Origin of the sequence: Alteromonas naphthalenivorans, from assembly GCF_000213655.1 — a bacterium.
GTDB lineage: Bacteria > Pseudomonadota > Gammaproteobacteria > Enterobacterales > Alteromonadaceae > Alteromonas > Alteromonas naphthalenivorans.
In genome coordinates, this window is the sequence record NC_015554.1 from 4,579,921 (window position 1) to 4,596,452 (window position 16,532).

Below are 16,532 nucleotides of genomic sequence, written 5' to 3' on the forward strand. Positions count from 1 at the left end.
CAGTGAATGCTATTGTGCTATCAAAAATGAAATCTAACACCAATTTCACCAATGGTTTCTTGATAGTCTGCCGATACTAAGGTTGAACCATAGTCTTTGTATTGCGTGCTTACGATAAAATCTACGTTCTCCATAGCAGCATATTCTATGCTCGCTTTGAAAACATGCCTATCATCCTCTCGTCGCCTGCCGCCTTGTTGTTCAAACTCACTGAAAGGTGCTCCTGAAGCAGTAGGCTCGCTGCTTAGGCTACCTTGACCATAGTGTCTGTTTTCCATTTCATAACCGAGCTTGATATCGAGTGCGCTACCCCACAAGCTGGCGGGGTAAGCATAACTGGCGTCAATACCATAGCTGGAATAGTCGAACGCTTGGTTCAAGGCATCTTCATTTTGATATTTCGCGCCCAATTGCATAAAGCTTTGGTTTTTAAAAAACCAGAAACCGTCAATGCGGCTAGATAGCGCATCGGCGTCGCGCTCTGGCACCGATTCAAACGACTTATCGATGGTGTCGACACTTAATCGCCAGTAACCTTGCGTAAACGCACTGTTGGCCAATGAAACACCGCTTTGTTGGTAAGTGAGAAAAGCATTGTTATCAAGGTCAGCATTTGCGTAATAGTGATGAACGCCAATTTTAGTCCAAGACAATTGGTAACTCGCCTCGCCCGACAAGGTAGTGATAGCTAGGTCAAAATTCGACAGTGCATTGTAGCGCGTTTCACTATGCTGTGCAGACGCACTGAATTGCCATTTATCGGTAGGCATTAACGCTAGCTTAAGCTTCGCATTCCCTTTAATTGCTGAGTCGGATGTGTCGGTATTCGTATCAAGTTCACTAACGTTCACATTTGAGTCGTGATGAGCACCGATATAGGCTTCTCCAGTCACTTTTATCAACTTGTGTCCGTCAGTTTCTGCGCTGTTTTCTGACTGACTCGCCATGGCAATTTTGCCAATTAAGCTTAATGCAATAGATAGACTTAATACGCTTAATAATGATGTGGAGGTTTTAAGGCTCATGCAGGTGTCCTACTAAATCGAATGCTCACGGAATTAACACATGGAAGTAAGGGCGGGGCTGGGAGTAGCGCCCCCCTTGTTTATATAACCTTCATAGTTATTGGAATAACCAGAGGTGGCGGCGGTTCAAGATTCGTCTATTACCTTGAACCGCGTGACTTTTACTGGTTCAAAATGCCAGCATTACTTCCGCTCACCGTGTTTTCAACGGTGGTGGAAACCGTATTTTCGATTTGCCCACTTACTTGGCCAGATACCTGGCTAGCCACGCTTTCTTCAACCTGCGATTGCGCTACTGCTTCAACTGATTGGGTAAGTGTTGAGGAGACTATGGCATTGACATCCGCCGCCTGCGAAACACTGCTATCAACGGCGCCTGATACCATATCTGTGGCAGTTGAAGCGGTAATATCTAAGGCGCCTGCAGCATTAGAAGCAATGGTTTGCGTTGCCGCACCGCTGCCTACTAGAGCACTTTGGGCACTGGTAAGTTGAGTAAGCATTTCGCCGCTTGCCGCATCAGATGTTTCTGATGTGTCGTTAGTAGTGGCAGTAGCATCAGCCTGGTCTGCGTTTTGCGTTTCGCTGCTAGCTTCAGTTTCTGTAACACTATTTGACTGTGCATCTACGTTTGCAGAAGCTGAAGTTTGTGAGGACATTGACTGAGTAGCACTTGCTTGCTCACCAGATACATTGGTTGAAGCTTGGGTGCTATTGAACACTGAAACAGATGTATCGACAGCCTGAGCTAGCGCCACGTTTGAAGTAAGACCTAGTGCAACAATTAAAGCAGTATGTAGTTTGTTCATTCGTTTATTTCCTGTTTTTCATCAAAGACACTTAAATAACGAATGAACCTCAGAGTTTATTCCCAACAAGCGATAAAAAATTTTCCACAAACAAAAACACCCCGCTTTAGGCGGGGTGTTTCATTTAATTCAAAAATCTAAAAAAGCTATACAAAACAGCGTAATGAAGACATCTTAATCACCAGAGGCATTGAGTCCAGCTTCCCACCAAGGTGATGAATAATCAATATTTTCTTGAGGAAGTACATTAGAGTAACGCATTCTTACCGACTCCCAAAAAGCCGCTTTGAAAACAGGATCGTAAATGACAAACTCGCCTTGTGAGCGATATTGCTCGAACAAATCCTTATAGGCACCAACGGGGGTAAGCGGATTACTTTGCTGGAAAACAACGTCTCCACCAAAGGTTTCATACAGTGACTTAGACACCTTCCAACTCTTAGCCATGCCTTCTGCCATGGCTAAACGATAACGTTCAACTTCTTCATCTGAGTATTCAGCATTGTGGCTTAAATCGACTGTCCAGGTTTTTATAACCGCGTAAGCAGACTCAACTTCACTATTTGAAGGCTCAATATTGTTCTCGTCGGCAAAGTCAGCAATAACAGATTCGCTAATTTTAGTGCCTAACGCACGCTGAGCTAAAAGTTTACGGATCTCAACTTCAGATTTGTCACTAAGAATTGACTGGAAGCGATCTACATCACTTTGGCTAGGTTGTAGTTCGCTATTTGAAATAGTTTTACCGAAGAGTTTCGCGATAATTTCGTTGGCGGCTTGTGGCGTATTTATCCCAAGCGAGACAACGATGGCAGCGAAAAGTACCATAGGTATAATGTCAGACCGTGTCATTGAAGAAATTCCCTAATATCCACAACAGCTTGAGCGCAAAACGTATTCTTTAATCGTATATTTTTCGTATCTAACTCATTAATACGTAGAATGTTCCATTCATTTCACGAAACGACGTCGCTGAAGAGCTATACTTTAGGCTAAAGTCGCTTAAATATCCACTTTTTTCCGCATAGACTTTCTCACACTTTGTTGCTTTTTGGCCTCGCCGCGTCTTGCTTTTACCGCACGGCTCATGCGGGTTGCCTTCCTTGGTTTTTGTTTTTTGGTGGCACTGACTATCCACGCTTTCAAACGCACAATAGCATCTTCCCGGTTCTGTTCTTGGGTTCGAGAATTCTGCGCTTTTAGCACAAACACGCCATCGTTAGAAATTCGGCTGTCTTTTGTATTTAGCAGCGTATCTTTTACCTCTTGCGGCAAAGACGAGGCAGGTATATCAAGGCGCAGATGGATAGCACTGCTCACTTTATTGACATTTTGCCCACCGGGGCCCTGTGCTCTGATGGCTTGCATTTCAATGTCGCTATCTTCTAGCGTAATAGTAGGGGTAATCGTAATCATAGCTTAACGGTTATATTCTTCACTTGTAAGTTATTTGACAGTTTATGCGTTGCACCCAGCCCCATGGAAAAAGGCTTACATTGACTGTTTATTCATTTCTTATTAGCTTACTAATTACGCTAATAAAGGAAACATATTGTGGTGGTCATTTATATTATTGTCGCACTTATCTTCTGCCTGTTACTGGCGTCGTGGCTTTTCACTCAGCATATCGATAAAAAAATCGAAAAAAACTTCCGTCCACCAGGCCAATTTTTAAATGTGCAGCATGAAAAAATTCACTACACCAAACAAGGGCAAGGCCCTACCCTTATTCTTATTCATGGGCTGGCCGGTAATGCGCTTAATTTTACAGCCTTAGCGAATCAGTTAGCTAAGCACTATACCGTATACAGTATTGACCGCCCTGGAAGTGGCTTTTCTACTCGTCATCGTAACATACCAGCAGATTTCAACGTCCAAAGCGCCACTATTTTAGATTGGATGTCGCAGTTAAACATACGTGACGCTTATGTCGCTGGGCACTCTATGGGAGGCGCTATTGCTTTACGTATGGCACTAGACGCACCGGATAAAATTAAATCTGTCTCGCTGCTTTGCCCCTCAACCGTGCCCTTAACGAAAGGACCAGGTCCATTATCTATGCTGTACATTCCTTATCAAGGGTTGCGCAGGGTTATCAGTCGTACATTGGCCGCGCCGCTGCGTATACTTTTTGGAAAGAAACAATTCGCTCAAATCTTTTTCCCAGAGCGGGTACCCTCGAACTTTGGAATTGAAAGCGGTGGGGCGCTAGCGCTGCATTCAGAGAGTTTTTATCAAGCTAGCTGTGACATGGTAGCATCAACGGAAAGCTTGTATAAACAGTTTGAACATTACGAAAAAATTTCCTGCCCGGTGGGTATTTTGTATGGTGAACAAGACGCTATCTTATCTCCCGATGCGCATATGTCATATATTGCTACATCGCTTCCCAACAGCATGGCTGAAATTATCCCCAATGCGGGTCATATGATAATTAACACTCAGCCTGAAGCCTGCTTTAACTTCATAAACAAAGTGAACAAATTAGACGCTCAGGGCGAGCTCGCTTAATCGTGTTAAGCATTTCATCTAATAGCGCACAAATTATTGCCTTTAGTGCGTAACCACTCTAGCGGTAGAGTTCGCGTTAGCACTTCGTAAATGTGACAGACTTGGTCTTAGCTCAACAGTTTGCTTTAGCTCTCGTAAGTAATCAGTGACTCTTTCAATCCCATCTGATGTAAAACACAAGTTTTTAGGCGTGGTTTTTATTTCACTTTGGTATTGCTGAAACCATGTTTGCATGGACGCACTGTCCCCTTCTGACAACGCAATGAGTAAATGATACATACGGATGAAAGAGAGCTGTCTACGATACTCTGTCGTGCCATGCTCGAACCCAAGTAGCGTTGTTTGCGATAGGGATGTTTCAGAAACGCCAAGTAAATCAGCAGCCTCCGCTTGATTCAAGCCAACTTCTTGGTAAGCCCAAGTGAAAGCTTTTATAACAACACTGGGTGGATAGGTGCTATGGATCATAGTTTGGCCTCGATTTCAGTCGTTTAAAACATCTTACTTATCGAGAATATTGCGAAAATCATTCCAACTTGCCGAGCCGCCTACAGCTACTGACAATGTTGTTTGGTTTTTACAAAATGAAAGCGCTCAGCATCTTCATCAAGAGTGTAACCTAGTTGAGTTAACCACGCCCTTGCTTCCGGGTAGGTATCAAAGAAAGTAAAGTCTACACCGGTTTGACGGTATACCGCGTCAAGTTGATTTCGGGTGGTTGATTTTACTAAGGATGATTCAAGTACCAACGCTAGATGTGTTAACCCAAGGTGACGTACTGCGGATATACGTTCAGCCAGAAGGTTTTCGGCATCGGGAATAAGCAGGGACTCCCCTTCAAGAACGACAATATCACCCCAATTACTGCCATGCATATCGATAGACTTATCTCGGTAATCAAGCACTAAGCCATTGACACACTCACTATTCCAGGGGCCATAAGCTTGAGTAAGCATAATATTACCGCACCGAGTAACTACAAATGAGCCATGTACTGGTTTCATAATTCTCCGCTCTTCAATGCTTCACAATCAAACTATAGTCAATGATTTCAAAATTCGAAATGTAGTAAACCATCGCGCCCTCAATATTGTGAGGGCATGATGGTAAAGTGAAGCAATTACAAGCGTGATGCGGGCATAGTCAAAGCCTCTGCCGTGGCATTTGGCAGGGGTAAACGGAGTAAGCTATGCAGCTAACACCCGAATCAACTGTGAAAACGTAGGCTTATCTTGAACATCAAGAGGCGCTCTTAATTCTCGAGCAATATCACTTACGCTAATAACACCGCGCACCTCGTGAGAATCTCTATCGAGCACTAAACAATGATGCTGCCCATAGTCTCTAAGGGTTTCTACCACATCCCCGACTGACGATTTTGTCAATTCTGTGAAATCAAATGACATTAGTGACGTTTTAGCCTGCATGAAATCACGCACCACTAACCCATCTCTAGGCACTTTTAATTCAGCAATTTTCTGCACAATATGCTGTTCGCTTACGTCTTGTGACGTAACAATGCCGGTGAATGCATTATTGGCATCTACCACCAGCATCATACGGACATGAGATTGACGCATGATTTTTTCAACGCGTGTAGCAGGTGCATTTTCGTCAATCACGTGTGGCATGTATTGTTTGAAATCTGTGAACACCGCCATCGCTGACGAAGTGACAGACACTTTATTTTCAACAACAGGCCAAGCTAGACGATCGGCGGCATCGGTTTTATGAAGTTGTAAGGTATGCATTACCTTCCCCTTAAAATAGTAAACAAATTAGATAGATGGATGAAAACTTTGTTTAACTAAAGTGGGGTGGCGCGCGAATAGGGTGCGCTGCATAGTCTGCATCGCTGAGAAGTGTGTAAGTAAAAAAGCGAGTATTGGGAACCTTGCTACTCGCGAAGAAAGCACTTAAAAAGTAGGCGCCATCATCAAGCTCGTCTTTATCACTGGCTTGATCTAGATTTGAAGAGGCTAAATATTGAATGCTAATGTCATTCGATACTTGTGAAATCTCTTTGCTCAATACATTGCCAGCACCATTTTCAGGTACTAAGAACGACATTGTGAGTAGCAACAGCAAAAGATTCAAAAGAAGAACTCCAGCAACATTTAAAAAAGGGGTTAACTCACCCTTACTTAATACTATATGGCTTTTTTATTCACTATCACTTAAGCCCGCCTCAATTTTTAGACGATTTATCGCTTTTTTTCTAATTACTAAATTTAAGTGATGTTACACCCTACGCATTCATTCTAATAAATAGAACGCACTGTTATAAGCTTTGCAATATTCACTCTTGAATTGTTTCAGTAGACTGATTTTAAAATTTGGTTCTATTGCTCATTCATTTATGAAAAAACGCTGGCCTCTTTGGCTCATCTTAATTCACTGGCTCACCTTTCTGGTTGTGGTAGGTATGTTTGCCTCAGGGCTATGGATGGTAGATTTAACCTACTATAGTGATTGGTACAAAACCGCGCCCCATTGGCACAAAAGTGTAGGGCTACTGTTGTTTACTGTGACTTTAGTTAGGCTGGTTTCGCGCATCTCTACCCAGCGACCACCGACCTTTGGCAACAAGTTTGACAACTTAGCCAGTAAATTAGGACACCGCGCCATTTACCTTGTTCTTTTAGCCCTTTTTACCTCGGGCTATCTTATTTCAACTGCCGATGGCAGAGCTATAGATGTATTCAACTGGTTTGCGGTACCAGGGTTTGGTGAGTTTATTGAAAATCAAGAAGACCTGGCTGGCGAGGTGCATTTCTACCTGGCTTGGACATTAATCGTGCTGACTTCTTTACATGGGCTGGCAGCATTGAAACACCATTTCATTGATAAAGACGACACGCTGAAGCAGATGTTGAGGCTTCGCTAAACACTGATATTAAGGAGATTTTATGAAGAAGTTAACACTTGCACTAGTGACGGCCGCAGCACTCAATACAGCGGTAAGTTCAGCTCACGCCGCTGATTATATTATTGACTCCAAAGGTGCTCATGCATCAGTTAATTTCAAAATTCAGCATTTAGGTTACTCATGGCTAACCGGTCGCTTTAACGACTTTAAAGGCACATTTAGCTACGATGAAAATAACCCTGCTACAGCGTCTGTCTCAGTGACTATCGAGACCGATAGTATAGATTCAAACCATTCAGAACGAGATAAGCATTTAAGAGGCGACGACTTTTTAAATGCAGATGACTTCCCAGAAGCTAAATTCGTTAGCACAAAAGTGGCTGACAAAGGCAACGGCATGTTAGACATCATGGGTAACCTTACGCTGCATGGTGTGACTAAGCCCGTGACTATTGAAGCCAAAAAGATTGGTGAAGGTAGCGATCCGTGGGGCGGTTATCGAGCTGGTTTTTCAGGCACTACTTCTATTGCGCTAAAAGACTACGGCATTGACTATGACTTAGGTCCCGCGTCACAAACCGTTGAGCTTTCTCTTCACGTTGAAGGTATTAAACAGTAACGTTCTACACTTATAAAATAACAAAGCCCGCTGATGCGGGCTTTTTACGTTTACAGGCTAGATATAACTTACCCAGACATGAGTTATGCCTTGTAAATCAATGTAGCTTTAATTTAGGGCTAATGGCATAACTCAGCTTCTTAAGTAGCAGCTTTAGTGCGCCTCTTAGCTTTCCGTGTACTGCAAATTGGTGCATGTTGTATAAAGAGATATAAACTATCTTGGCTAAACGCCCTTCAATGAACATACTTGAATTTGATAACGACCCCATCAAGCTACCTACGGTGCTGTAGTTACTTAAATGCACTAGCGAGCCATAATCTTTATAGACATAGCCTTTTAATTCTTTACCCCGCTGCAATGCAATAATATTGTTTGCCGCCGTGTCTGCCATTTGATGCGCAGACTGCGCTCTAGGTGGTACCCATTTACCGTTTTCTTGTTTGAAGCCACAACAGTCACCAATAACCCAAATGTTACTGTCGCCAGTGCTTTGTAAGTACTTATTAACAAGAATTTGATTTGCGCGATTGGTCTCAAAAATACCCATTTCGGTGACGAAATCCGGCGCTTTCACCCCTGCCGCCCATACCATTAAATCAGCATCCACGCGGCTACCATCTTTCGTGATAAGGCCATTTTCATCAGCCTCTGCCACCATGGTGCTTTCTTTGATGTCTACACCGAGTTTATGCAGCGCCTTACGAGCAGAATTGGCGATACGCTCAGGTAGCGCAGGTAATATCCGCTCTCCCGCTTCTACAATAGTTATCTTTAAACGGGACGCTGACATACCCGGCATGCCGTAGGTTTTCGATAAGTTAGCAACATGATGAAGCTGAGCGGCTAATTCAGTACCCGTCGCGCCCGCGCCCACAATAGCCACTTTCATAAAGCTATTTTCATCTTCTTGCTGATTAATACGAATTAGCTGATTCAACAACCCTTTGTGAAAGCGTTCAGCTTGAACCAATGAATCAAGAAAGTAACAATTTTGCGCAACGCCTGGCGTTCCAAAGTCATTACTGACACTACCAATCGCCAATACCAATTGGTCGTAAGGTATTTTACGTTCGGGTAATATCGACACTCCCTCATCATCGAATAATGGCGCAAGCGTGATAGTTTTGGCCTCTGCATCAATGGCACACATACTCCCTAACTGAAAGCGATAGTGGTGTGCCGCAGCATGAATAGCGTAATCAACGCCATCAGAGTGCTTGTCTATAACGCCAGCAGCCACTTCGTGAAGCAAGGGCTTCCAAATGTGAGTGCGACTTCTGTCAACTAGGGTTATTTCTGCTTCGTTCTTTCTCCCGAGGGTGCGGCTTAAGCGGCTTACAAGTTCAAGACCTCCAGCGCCACCACCGACAACAACTATTTTTTGCATGGGTTTACCTATAATTTAATCATTCCACGTATCTCATCTTTCATAATCCAAAATTATTGAAATGATATACCTGGCGCGACTAAAGGTATTCGCTGCATATGTGGGGTTAACAGTACGCCTGAACGCATTTTCTCGCAAGCCTGACAGGTTGGTTCTAGTAAGGCGTACGATAAAAAAGGCGAAAAAAAACGGTAACCGTGAGATACACGCTACCGTTTTTTATACCAGAGTAGATAATGGTTTTAACTAATACTGATAATCAACGCTGAACATTACGTTTCTTGGCCGCCCAGGGAAGTATCTATCGGCGGTAAAGGACGTGTAATCGGCCCGTTCAGCGTAGGCGGTATCGAGCAAGTTATTTACTCGTGCATACACTGAAAGTTCAGGCGAAATTGCCCAAGAGGCCCGTAGGTTCAATAAATCATGACCTTCGTACTCGTTAAGGTTTTCAGCATCGGTATAATACCCATCGACATGCTGCCACTCGAGTTCAGCCCGAGTACTTTGGGTAAAGCTGTACCCTAGGCGAGCATTGAAGGTCAGGTTTGGCGCCGTATCAATATCGTTGCCCTTAATATCGACTTCGCCCACAATTTCATTGTGCTCATAGGTGTGTTTGGCATAGCTGCCTGCAAACGCGAAATCAAACCCTTGGCTGATTTGATAGTTTAGGGTTAGCTCTACCCCTCTGTGCCAGGTTTCTCCATTGCTTACATTGAAAAAATCACTATCACGATAGATCACATTGTCTTTGGTTAAGCTATAAGCAGACACCACATAGCTAAATGCTTTGTGTTGCCCTTTAACACCCACTTCTACATTGGTGGCGGTGACCGAGTCCAAGTCGGCAATTTGTTGATCGCGCTGTAACCTATAAAGCTCTGTCGCTTGCGGGGCACGATAACCTCTAGATAACCCTGCATACCATTGGGTTGTTTCACTACTTTGAAAACTTACCGAGAGTTTAGGGCTAAAGTTACTGTAATCGTTGGTGCCACTTTCAGGCCTTGCGTACCGACATCCACCAAAACCACATTCGGTGCCATCGTCGCGGGTACGACCCGATAGCATATTGTTGGTGTAATCATAGTCCATATATTCATAACGCCCCCCTAAAGAAACCGCCCACGACGCTTGTTGCCAATTTAACGCAATGAACGGAGCATAAAGGGTAGCGTCTACCTGATAATCGTAATGAAGCCCCGCCGGTACGGTTTCCACTAAGAATGCAGAGCCAATCGTAGCGCCATCTTGTGCCTGCACCAAGCTACCTTGGGTATATTCAGCGTCTAACCCGGCATCAAAACTCAACGTGTTGTTCACCACATGGTGATACTGGGAAAGTACACCAAACCCTTCTTGCTCATTTTCTTCAAGCGGTGTACCAGGTAAAAAGTGCATGCGAAATTCCATGCTTTGATCGCGATAATACGGCGTAATAGACAGTGCGTTGTCGCCGCTTAACGCCATATCTACTTTGCTCCATACACGTAAACTTTTCGCTTTTCGAAAGGCTTCAGGGTTGTCGTTACCTTGGGCGATATCTTCATCTTTATAGCTTTCAAATCCGGTAATGTAACCGGCGGTTTCTTGATCTAAATGGGTGTACGTCAACCCACTGGTTAGTTTTAGGTTATCAACTTCGTATCGATGCCTGAGATTAACCTTTTCTTGATCTACACTTTCTTCGTCTCGATACCCGCCGTCGCGGGTAATACTCGCGTTAATGCCTATACCAGACTCACCAAAGTCTTTACCTTGCCGCAGTTTCAGCCTGCTATAACCATAAGAACCATAATCAATTCCATATAAGGCAGTATCTTGGGTAACATCGGGGGTAATAACATTAATCACGCCGTGAATAGCGTTAGAGCCATACAAGGGGGAAGCAGGACCTTTTAACACCTCTATGCGTTCTGCCATTTCACCATGCGCTTCAAACAGCTCGTTAATATTACAAAAGCCTGCTGCGCGTAAGGGAATGTTATCTTCAGCGGCCAGTATACCGCCACACGCCCCAGCACCGGTAAGCACTGGCGAGCGTAATGCAGGTAGGTATTCCTGCCCATTACCTCGCTGAACACCAGCGCCTGCAATAAAATTCAACACTTCTTGTATATGGCTTGGCGACACAAAGTTTATGTCGTCGCTTGAAACCGTAGACACCACATACCCTGAATTTGCAGTGGAATTCGCAATTCTACTTCCCGTTGTTACCACGCGTTCTATTGACGCTATGCTTTTGCCACTGTTTGCGCCCTCTGGGATTTGCGCGGCGGCAGAAGAAGAAAACGACACCACTGTCACGGTGCTAAGGCTATGTAAAAATAACCTGAATGTGGAGCTCATTGCTTGTCCTTTCTAAAGATTTGGCAAGATTAACATACGTATAATGTGTGTCATTCGACCACAACATTGGTGCTAACTATAAGGTTAATTGTATCGTTAACTATTTAGCGATTAATAGTAAAAATAATAACTTACCCACCTAGAGCGGGCATCGCTTAAGTATGGAACTGGTTGCAGCCGTTAACTCGCCGCCTAGCTCTTATGTTAACTACTTATGTTAACTACTTATGTTAACTACTGATGCATAGCTCTTATGTCGAGCACTTATGTCGAGCTCTTATACTAACTACTTATGCTCGTTAGTGGGCTAAGCTATATAAGTTACGTATAAGCTTCGTATTAGCGATAGCACAGTAGTCATGCATTACCGGAGGAATTTTTGGATACCTTAATACCTAGCCTATCCCAACTTATTGAATTTGCGGTAGCTCCTGTATTTTTACTTACGGGTATAGCAGGCTTTTTAAATGTTATGTCGTCTCGCCTAGGCAGAATATCAGACAGGGTAAGAGTAGCGGAAAGACAAATACATACCCTATCAGACCCGCATATTGTCGACCGTTCAAAGCGAGAAATAAAAGTACTTTGGCGCAGAGTAAAAGTCATCAACTGGGCCATTGGCTTATGCGTGGCCTCGGGGCTAATGGTGTGTACTGTAATTGTGGCTTTGTTTGCGGGTTCGTTGTGGTTCGTCGATTTAAAAACACCCGTCATTTCGCTATTTATATTAGCAATGATGTTTCTAATTTGTGCGCTTGTGGTGTTTCTTGTGGAAGTGAAACTGGCTACCACCACCATCAATATGGTGCGTACTATTCGCTAAAAAGCTAAAGAGAAAACAAAAAAGCGAGGCAAACTCGATAACGTAATAAGTCTGCCTCGCCCTTTGTATTTGAAAGGATGTTATTCATCCTCGGCTACTGATCTATGTAGCCTTCTGAATAGATCAGAATCTATCTATTCAGCTAACTCGTCTAGCACAGCAAATAATACATTCGCGCCTACACGAGACACTTCTTTATCATACAAATTTTCTGTATTCACGCCTTCTTGGCCACCCGCCAAGTCACTAATAGCGCGAATAATAACCCAGTCCACATTGTTGATTGTGCACACTTGGCCAATCGCAGTAGATTCCATTTCGGTGACTTCAGCAGTAAACACATCTCTAACCCATTTACGATACTCTCGGTTATCCATAAACACCGAGCCGGTAACACCATTTCCACCTACATGAAGCTTGGCATCACGTTCATCCAAAATACGTTGAATTGGCATTTCAGCCATTGCTGTTTTCGCCGCGGCTAGTAGCTTTGGTGAGGCAGTGAAATAAGGCGTATCTTGTGGCTTATCCATACCGTCTTTTACAATCAATACTTCATCTGGGTGGATAAAGTGAAAAGGCTTATATTTAGGATAATGAGGGTCGGCTGCTAAACGAGCAGGCTGCTCTTCCATAAATTTTTCGTAATAGGCGGGTAACACGTATTCACCAGGATTTTCTGGGTCTTCGTTGGTATATACACTTTCGTCATGGTAGTACCAACGCTCGGGTACGATAACATCCCCCGGCTGCCATTTTGGATTCACCGCGCCCGCAATGCCCATATAGACCACTTGCTTAACAGGGAAATAATCGAGTGCCATTTGCGTAGACATTGCCGCGTTTGCAATGCTCATCCCAGTAGCGAAAACCAATATTGGCTCGTCATGATAGGTGCCAATTCGGTAAGTAATGCCTTTAATTGTGGTAGTAGTATGAATTTGTGCATCTGGATCGGACGCAATCCTACCTAAAATACCTTCCATTTCTGGCGCGTATGCAACCACAACCGCAGTAAATTCATCACCCGTGAAAGTAGCAGGCCCATATTGAGGTGTCGTGTTAGTTGAAGTTGTAGTACACCCTGATATCACCACAACAAATGACATACACAGCAGAAGCGAAATAACGCGAAGTTTCATAATCACCATTCTTATTTGATTTTTAGTGGAACGAGTGGAGAGCGATAGCATGCTCGCTCTTCGCTGTTTTATTCTTAACGTACCAGTTTTCAGTGTTAAAGAAAGTGTTATATCCGCATTTTACAAATATTAAAAACACTGGATACACCCCCCTAACAAATGACATTCTGCAAAGACTATCTTATTTCGCTTTTTAAACTAATTCTTTATCCTCAATAGAATAAAACGCGCTTAGTTGCAGTTTCATAAGCTGAATATGGATGTGTAGTTACCCTTATTGGATTACATTTATAGGAGATAAAAGGACTTAAAAAAGCAACGCGAGACCAACTGACTCGTATCGATGAGGATACAAATACCAATGAACATGAAACTACTTCGCTCTCTGCAAATTTTTGTTGAGGTCGCTGAAAGCGGTAGCATGAGTATTGCAGCCCGAAACCTGCATATGACCGTTTCGGCCATTAGCCAACAACTGAGAAAACTTGAACAAGACATTGGGCTGAGTTTATTTAACCGTAATACCCGAAACTTGAGCCTTACCGAGGCTGGAAGGATCTATTACGACACCAGCAAAAAGATGTTAGATACCGCGGTTGAAGCACAAGAGCGTATTGAAACGCTTCAAGATGCGCCTTCAGGTAAAGTCAATATTATTGCCCCAGAAGGTTTTGGTGGAGGCTTATTAAGTCAGCCCTTGCAGAAGTTATGTGAGGATTTTCCAAAAATAAATGTATCGCTGACGCTAACCGACCAACCTACAGACATTATTGTTTCCGGTGCCGACTTACTGCTTGGCTTCACCCCAGTGTCTGATACTAACTTCAGCAGTTTAGAGTTGGCCACATGGCGACGAATTCTTTGTGTATCGGCTGACCACCCTTTGGCAAAATCGCCTCTTGAGTCGCCCGAAATTCTTCAAGAATATTCTTATATTTCTCACCGTCATATAGAAGAATATGTAATGAAGCACGACAAGTTTGATAAAGTGCCGCTAACGTCGAGCCGTATTGAGCTTGATTCAATGCAGACCTTAATTCAGCTTACCCGTGATGGGCTTGGATATGCAGTGTTGCCTGAACCAGAGGTGCGCCACTTACTTAGTGAGGGTTCAATGAAGCAGCTATTCACTGACTGGTCGTTACCTGATTACACCGTATATGCGGTTACGCCAAAGCGGGAATTGGTTCCTGCTAAAATAAGCGCAGCCATTACATGCTTGCAAGATTGGTTCTCTGAAATTTAGATTTTACGAATTAATCGCTTTCACTAAAAAGGCCTAAACTTGCGTTTAGGCCTTTTTCGTCAGTCAGTAGCAAACCAATACGCTGCCACTTTTTGATGATTTAGCTTAAAAGCGTGTGTTCATCTGTACACTTAAAATATGTGCTGTTGCTGACTGCGTACCTGTAAAGTTAGTGGTGAAGTCTGTATTTGGTAAAACATCGCTAAGGATAGTTCTATCTTTATTAATATACGCTTCGCGACCATCAATAAATACATACGCAGCGTCAATCGATGTGTTTTCGCTCATAGTATAAGTTAAACCACCTGATATCCAATGACGGTCAGTATCAGGAATACTCAATGAACGATTCTCCACCGATACTACTCCATCGTCGTAAGCGTAACCTGCACGTAAAGTAAACTCATCATTTAGGATATACGTTACACCAATAGATCCGCGCCATGAGTCGTCAAAGTTTTCTTCTTTAATAAGGAAATTTTCGCCATCTTCTAAGTTAGCTTCAAGTTTTTGGAAGGTACTCCAATCAGTGAAGGTAAGACTCGCTTGAACAGACCACTGGTCATCAATTTTCTGGTCGATAGCAAGCTCTGTAATAGCCGCAAGATTTAAGTCTAGGCTACCAGGCTGGTTGAGTTCTATCGGGAATACAGGCGTTTCTGATGATACGGCCCCGTCCAACTCTAGTTTTGTTTCAGCGCGATGAGACAACGCGATGTTAGTTAACTCACTAGGCTGCCAGAAAACACCTACGTTCCAACCGAAGCCCACATCATCACCTTCCATGCTAAACAGTGACGATCCAGCGTTAAGAGAGGGAAGTGTTATACCTAAAGCCTGTGCGGTTGGTTCTAAACCTTCAATGGTAGCTGCCAATGTATTAGATACACCTGAACCAATTTCAGCTTCTGCATACGTCACGTTTAAACCAAAGCCGACCATAAGCTGCTTGTTCACTTTATAAGACACAGCTGGGTTTACCGTAACGGTTTTAACTTCTGCAGTATCAGCGAAATGTAAAGCGCCGAAATCATCAGAGTAATCAGAACGGAGGCCATAAGTGGTGAAAACACCTACACCAGCAGAAAAATTGTCGTTGATAGGTGAAACGTAGAAGAAACCTGGAACAAATGCTGTCTCAGCAATATTATCTTCTTTAGCAACGCCACCACCAACTAGGGTATCCCCAAATGAATAAGTCACATTACCGGAAATGTCTACATTCGGGTCTATAAAGCTTACTGATGCACTAAACTCAGCTTCTTTAAATACACCAATCGCAGCTGGATTGGTTGCTAAAATAGAGGCATTCTCTGGCTTCGCCGCTTGGCCCGCCATGGCACGACCCAAACCATTCGCACTATGCTCGTTTACTTGGAAACCAGCAGCTAGCACAGAAGAAGATGCCATAGAGGCTAGTGCTAAGCATACAGAGGCGCGTAAAGAAAAATATTGCTTCATAAAAATACTCTTATAGAACAGGAAATATGCAGTGGCGCATTCTACGATTACGGTATGTTTTGTTCAATGCAAGTTAACGCCATTCACGCTGTTTTATCGCATTTTTTACAATTTTAGCGGCACAATTAAAGAAGATGTAAAAACTTTGAAAATAATAGATTGCAAAAATTGACATTATTTGTGAACGGGTGAGTTTACCTATCACTATATTCAATTGGAGAAGACTTGATTAATCACGCTATTTTTGACCTTTCTAGTGATTACGCTTGTATAAGCAGTTTCTAG

17 protein-coding genes are annotated in these 16,532 nt (G+C 43.3%); 5 read left to right on the top strand and 12 right to left on the bottom strand.

All coding sequences use genetic code 11. The features are described from left to right. Positions 1–20 precede the first annotated feature (20 nt). From AMBT_RS19945 to arfB, 4 genes are all read right to left on the bottom strand, one after another. Entirely contained in the window at positions 21–1,025 is a 1,005-nt protein-coding gene (locus AMBT_RS19945; protein WP_013786469.1) for a hypothetical protein, read from the bottom strand. A 161-nt stretch (positions 1,026–1,186) separates the two neighbouring features. Continuing rightward, positions 1,187–1,834 carry a RodZ family helix-turn-helix domain-containing protein gene (locus AMBT_RS19950; protein ID WP_013786470.1) on the bottom strand — a complete coding sequence of 216 codons (648 nt, stop codon included), beginning with the start codon at positions 1,832–1,834 and terminating at the stop codon, positions 1,187–1,189. Between the two features lie 174 nt (positions 1,835–2,008). Then, a complete protein-coding gene (locus AMBT_RS19955; protein ID WP_013786471.1) occupies positions 2,009–2,686 on the bottom strand; it encodes a hypothetical protein in 678 nt (225 codons plus the stop codon). Positions 2,687–2,836: 150 nt separating this feature from the next. Then, positions 2,837–3,250, bottom strand: coding sequence for an alternative ribosome rescue aminoacyl-tRNA hydrolase ArfB (gene arfB / locus AMBT_RS19960; RefSeq protein WP_013786472.1), 414 nt, complete (start codon positions 3,248–3,250; stop codon positions 2,837–2,839). A 138-nt stretch (positions 3,251–3,388) separates the two neighbouring features. On the opposite strand from arfB, the gene AMBT_RS19965 reads away from it, so the two are divergent. Next, positions 3,389–4,345 (top strand): alpha/beta fold hydrolase, encoded by a 957-nt coding sequence (locus AMBT_RS19965; RefSeq protein ID WP_013786473.1) that lies wholly within the window; start codon positions 3,389–3,391, stop codon positions 4,343–4,345. Positions 4,346–4,387: 42 nt separating this feature from the next. Here AMBT_RS19965 and AMBT_RS19970 read toward each other — a convergent pair whose 3' ends face one another. The 4 genes from AMBT_RS19970 to AMBT_RS19985 form a co-directional block, all read right to left on the bottom strand. Continuing rightward, positions 4,388–4,813 (bottom strand): hypothetical protein, encoded by a 426-nt coding sequence (locus tag AMBT_RS19970; protein ID WP_013786474.1) that lies wholly within the window; start codon positions 4,811–4,813, stop codon positions 4,388–4,390. An 86-nt stretch (positions 4,814–4,899) separates the two neighbouring features. Continuing rightward, the gene (locus tag AMBT_RS19975; RefSeq protein ID WP_013786475.1) at positions 4,900–5,349 is read right to left on the bottom strand and encodes a hypothetical protein; all 450 of its coding nucleotides are present in this window, start codon (positions 5,347–5,349) and stop codon (positions 4,900–4,902) included. 183 nt (positions 5,350–5,532) lie between these two features. Continuing rightward, positions 5,533–6,096 carry a CBS domain-containing protein gene (locus tag AMBT_RS19980; RefSeq protein WP_013786476.1) on the bottom strand — a complete coding sequence of 188 codons (564 nt, stop codon included), beginning with the start codon at positions 6,094–6,096 and terminating at the stop codon, positions 5,533–5,535. 52 nt (positions 6,097–6,148) lie between these two features. Further along, on the bottom strand, positions 6,149–6,415 hold the full coding sequence (locus AMBT_RS19985; RefSeq protein WP_158306778.1) for a hypothetical protein: 267 nt from the start codon (positions 6,413–6,415) through the stop codon (positions 6,149–6,151). 289 nt (positions 6,416–6,704) lie between these two features. Between AMBT_RS19985 and AMBT_RS19990 the strand changes: the two genes are divergently transcribed. Beyond that, positions 6,705–7,232 (top strand): cytochrome b, encoded by a 528-nt coding sequence (locus AMBT_RS19990; RefSeq protein ID WP_041452631.1) that lies wholly within the window; start codon positions 6,705–6,707, stop codon positions 7,230–7,232. 22 nt (positions 7,233–7,254) lie between these two features. Then, positions 7,255–7,833, top strand: a complete 579-nt coding sequence (locus AMBT_RS19995) for a YceI family protein (protein WP_013786479.1) — start codon at positions 7,255–7,257, stop codon at positions 7,831–7,833. Between the two features lie 97 nt (positions 7,834–7,930). On the opposite strand, the gene AMBT_RS20000 is transcribed toward AMBT_RS19995, so the two are convergent. Together AMBT_RS20000 and AMBT_RS20005 are read right to left on the bottom strand one after the other, a co-directional pair. After that, positions 7,931–9,223, bottom strand: a complete 1,293-nt coding sequence (locus tag AMBT_RS20000) for an NAD(P)/FAD-dependent oxidoreductase (RefSeq protein ID WP_013786480.1) — start codon at positions 9,221–9,223, stop codon at positions 7,931–7,933. A gap of 246 nt (positions 9,224–9,469) precedes the next feature. Then, the gene (locus AMBT_RS20005; RefSeq protein ID WP_013786481.1) at positions 9,470–11,575 is read right to left on the bottom strand and encodes a TonB-dependent receptor; all 2,106 of its coding nucleotides are present in this window, start codon (positions 11,573–11,575) and stop codon (positions 9,470–9,472) included. A 379-nt stretch (positions 11,576–11,954) separates the two neighbouring features. Here AMBT_RS20005 and AMBT_RS20010 point away from each other — a divergent pair, with 379 nt between their 5' ends. Continuing rightward, on the top strand, positions 11,955–12,398 hold the full coding sequence (locus AMBT_RS20010; protein ID WP_013786482.1) for a DUF2721 domain-containing protein: 444 nt from the start codon (positions 11,955–11,957) through the stop codon (positions 12,396–12,398). A 134-nt stretch (positions 12,399–12,532) separates the two neighbouring features. Here the strand turns inward: AMBT_RS20010 and AMBT_RS20015 are convergent, their stop codons facing one another. Then, positions 12,533–13,540, bottom strand: coding sequence for a 5'-methylthioadenosine/S-adenosylhomocysteine nucleosidase (locus AMBT_RS20015; protein ID WP_013786483.1), 1,008 nt, complete (start codon positions 13,538–13,540; stop codon positions 12,533–12,535). 361 nt (positions 13,541–13,901) lie between these two features. Here AMBT_RS20015 and AMBT_RS20020 point away from each other — a divergent pair, with 361 nt between their 5' ends. Then, positions 13,902–14,786, top strand: a complete 885-nt coding sequence (locus AMBT_RS20020) for a LysR family transcriptional regulator (RefSeq protein WP_013786484.1) — start codon at positions 13,902–13,904, stop codon at positions 14,784–14,786. 105 nt (positions 14,787–14,891) lie between these two features. Here AMBT_RS20020 and AMBT_RS20025 read toward each other — a convergent pair whose 3' ends face one another. Further along, positions 14,892–16,247, bottom strand: coding sequence for an OmpP1/FadL family transporter (locus AMBT_RS20025; RefSeq protein ID WP_013786485.1), 1,356 nt, complete (start codon positions 16,245–16,247; stop codon positions 14,892–14,894). Positions 16,248–16,532: the final 285 nt, after the last annotated feature.

Coding starts and splice junctions, on each gene's coding strand:
- AMBT_RS19990 (WP_041452631.1), top strand. CDS start 6,705: ATGAAAAAACGCTGGCCTCTTTGGCTCATCTTAATTCACTGGCTCACC.
- AMBT_RS19975 (WP_013786475.1), bottom strand. CDS start 5,349: ATGAAACCAGTACATGGCTCATTTGTAGTTACTCGGTGCGGTAATATT.
- AMBT_RS19950 (WP_013786470.1), bottom strand. CDS start 1,834: ATGAACAAACTACATACTGCTTTAATTGTTGCACTAGGTCTTACTTCA.
- AMBT_RS19995 (WP_013786479.1), top strand. CDS start 7,255: ATGAAGAAGTTAACACTTGCACTAGTGACGGCCGCAGCACTCAATACA.
- AMBT_RS20020 (WP_013786484.1), top strand. CDS start 13,902: ATGAACATGAAACTACTTCGCTCTCTGCAAATTTTTGTTGAGGTCGCT.
- AMBT_RS19985 (WP_158306778.1), bottom strand. CDS start 6,415: ATGTCGTTCTTAGTACCTGAAAATGGTGCTGGCAATGTATTGAGCAAA.
- AMBT_RS20015 (WP_013786483.1), bottom strand. CDS start 13,540: ATGAAACTTCGCGTTATTTCGCTTCTGCTGTGTATGTCATTTGTTGTG.
- AMBT_RS19955 (WP_013786471.1), bottom strand. CDS start 2,686: ATGACACGGTCTGACATTATACCTATGGTACTTTTCGCTGCCATCGTT.
- AMBT_RS20025 (WP_013786485.1), bottom strand. CDS start 16,247: ATGAAGCAATATTTTTCTTTACGCGCCTCTGTATGCTTAGCACTAGCC.
- AMBT_RS19945 (WP_013786469.1), bottom strand. CDS start 1,025: ATGAGCCTTAAAACCTCCACATCATTATTAAGCGTATTAAGTCTATCT.
- AMBT_RS20005 (WP_013786481.1), bottom strand. CDS start 11,575: ATGAGCTCCACATTCAGGTTATTTTTACATAGCCTTAGCACCGTGACA.
- AMBT_RS19980 (WP_013786476.1), bottom strand. CDS start 6,096: ATGCATACCTTACAACTTCATAAAACCGATGCCGCCGATCGTCTAGCT.
- AMBT_RS19970 (WP_013786474.1), bottom strand. CDS start 4,813: ATGATCCATAGCACCTATCCACCCAGTGTTGTTATAAAAGCTTTCACT.
- arfB (WP_013786472.1), bottom strand. CDS start 3,250: ATGATTACGATTACCCCTACTATTACGCTAGAAGATAGCGACATTGAA.
- AMBT_RS20000 (WP_013786480.1), bottom strand. CDS start 9,223: ATGCAAAAAATAGTTGTTGTCGGTGGTGGCGCTGGAGGTCTTGAACTT.